Source organism: Microvirga sp. Mcv34 (assembly GCF_024519725.1).
Classification (GTDB): Bacteria; Pseudomonadota; Alphaproteobacteria; order Rhizobiales; family Beijerinckiaceae; genus Microvirga.
The window spans coordinates 1-2,554 of sequence record NZ_JALJRK010000198.1 but is presented as its reverse complement, the minus strand read 5'-3'; the positions used below and the strand labels follow the sequence as shown (position 1 = coordinate 2,554).

The following is a 2,554-nucleotide window of genomic DNA, read 5'->3' as shown; positions in this document are numbered from 1 at the left end:
CACAACCTTGCCAAGGTTGGGGTCGAGGGTTCGAATCCCTTCGCCCGCTCCAATTCCTTCCATCGCGGAACTTCATCGACAAGGCGCCCTCCGGGCGCCTTTCGCGTTTTCGGGCCGACGCAAGCAAACGGACCCGTTCCATCGATGGAGCGGGCCCGCAGTGACTCGAGGTCACACGTCATTGACGTTCATCCGGCTCAGCCGGTCAAGGAATTCAGATTGTCGAGCTGAAGGGTACCTCCAACGCTCAACGTCTCGACGCGGAGGGGGTCTTCAGCCCAGGCGATATCGCGATGCGAGCCTCCATCCGTTCAAGCCGGGGCGGGTGCCCGGTTCATCGATCTTACGGAACAGGCTTCGGTCGGGAACCCGCTCGAACAAGCATGCCGTTCCGCTCTCTGCGACGGGCCCTTCTCCAGGAGCGAGATCACGTCCCGTCATTCCATCAAAACTCTCGAACCCTGCTTGTTTCAGCGTAGCGGAAAAGAAAAAAGCCCGGCTCATGGGGGCCGGGCTTTGGAGGTTTGGGCTCGAAGAGAGGAGAGGACTTCGTCTAAGCGGCCTTAACGTCCTGGAGGAAGGTCGCGACCTCGCGGCCGAGATCGTGGGAATGCCGCGACAGCTCCTGGGCGGCGCCGAGCACCTGGGAGGCGGCCGAGCCGGTTTCTCCTGCACCATGCTGCACATCGACGATGTTGCCGGTCACCGTTTCCGTGCCGCGCGCCGCTTCCTGAACGTTACGGGCGATCTCGGCCGTGGCCGCGCCCTGCTCCTCCATGGCGGCCGCGATGGAGACGGAGATCTGCGACATCTCGGTGATCGTGCGGGCGATCTCCTGAATGGCCGCCACGGTGTGCTGCGTCGCCTGCTGCACGGACGCAATCTGGGCCGAGATCTCATCGGTAGCTTTCGCCGTCTGGCTCGCCAGCTCCTTGACCTCCGTTGCCACGACGGCGAAGCCCTTGCCGGCTTCGCCCGCCCGCGCCGCCTCGATGGTGGCGTTGAGCGCCAGCAGGTTGGTCTGGCCCGCAATGGTGTTGATGAGCTGCACCACGTCGCCGATCTTGTCCGCCATGGAAGCCAGTTCCTGGACCGTGCCGTTGGTACGCTGGGCCCCTTCGACCGCCCGCTCGGCGATCTGCGAGGATTGCGCCACCTGGCCGGCGATCTCGCGGATCGAGATCGACAGCTCCTCGGTGGCCGCCGCCACCGTCTGCACGTTGGCCGAAGTCTGCTGGGCGACCGAGGCCACGGCGACGGATTGGTGGGTGGTCTGTCCGGCGATGGCCGTCATGGACTGGGCCGTGGCCTCCATCTCGGTGGCGGCCGAGGACAGCCCCTGCGTCAGCGCCGAGACGTTGAGTTCAAAGCGCTTCGTGAGCTGGTCGAGCACTTCGGCCCGGCGCATCTTGGCCTGGTTCTCGGCCTCCTGGGCGGCGGCGAGCCGGCGGGCCTCGACGGCATTGTCCTTGAACACCTGCAGCGAGCGGGCGAGCGCTCCGACCTCGTCCTTGCGCTCCGTGCCGGACACGGTCACCGACAGGTCGCCTCCCGCCAGCCGGTTCATGGAGCCGGCCACGCCGTTCAGCGGCCGAGCAACGCCATAGACCATGATCGCCGCCAGTAGGGAGGTGGCGAGCGTCAGGCCGATGACGGACGCGGCGATCAGCTGTGTCGAGGTGAACGAGGCGAGATCGGCCGCCTGGACCTTCTCCCGGTTGAGAGCCTGGACGGTAGCGTCGATCCTCTGGTCGAGCATCTGAATCGCCTTGTCGTGCAAGGCCTGCCCTTCGCCCGTCGACAGCTTGAAGGCTTCCTCGCTTTCATTGAGCTGCGTGTGGGCGATGCTCCGGCCCATGACAGCGAAGTATTCCTCGACAACCTGTTTCAGCGCCTCGTTGGAACTGCGGATTTCCGGCGTATCGGACAGGGCGATGAGCGTGTCGAAGTCCTTGAGCGCCGCCTCCTTGGCGTTCTTGAAGTGCTGATCATAGAGGAGGATCTGCTCGATCCGCGTCTCGATGATCAGGTTCTTTTCCTGGATCGCCGCTTCGTTGACGTTCGCCTTGGCGCTGAGCGCCGTGCTGCGCCGTGCGGCTTGCACGTCGACGATCTGCTGGGTCGCGCTCGCGAGCGTGTCGAGGCTGGACTTGGCGAAGACGATCAGCCCGATCGTCACGGCGATGAACACGGCCACCGGGATGGTCAGTTTGGTAATCAGCTTGAGATTGTTGAGCACTCTCATTGTCGTCTCGTTGTCCTGTCCGCATTCCGGCGGACGGTGCGCGCGTCCTGCGACGCGCAGGATTTTCAGACTTTCAGGAATTAGCTCCTGGAGCTTGCGCCAGGCTGAGCTTTGCGGGAGTGATCGCTGGATCGCGGATAGGTGCTCGTCGTGGAACGAAAGGGTCGCTGCGAACAGCGGCCCTTTGGCTCTGCGAGACCGTCGCTGATGCCTCAGGCGGCCTTCACTCCCTGGAGGAAGGTTTCGACCTCGCAGCCGAGATCGTGGGAATGCCGCGACAGCTCCTGGGCGGCGCCGAGCACCTGGGAG

The 2,554-nt window shown here is 64.4% G+C and carries 1 protein-coding gene; it reads right to left on the bottom strand.

All coding sequences use genetic code 11. The features are described 5' to 3' along the window. Positions 1–553: 553 nt before the first annotated feature. Complete coding sequence (locus tag OC446_RS29990) at positions 554–2,245, bottom strand: methyl-accepting chemotaxis protein (RefSeq protein WP_262032532.1); 1,692 nt, start codon at positions 2,243–2,245, stop codon at positions 554–556. Positions 2,246–2,554 lie beyond the last annotated feature (309 nt).

Excerpts from the sequence above, each read along its gene's own strand:
- OC446_RS29990 (WP_262032532.1), bottom strand. The coding sequence starts at position 2,245 with ATGAGAGTGCTCAACAATCTCAAGCTGATTACCAAACTGACCATCCCG.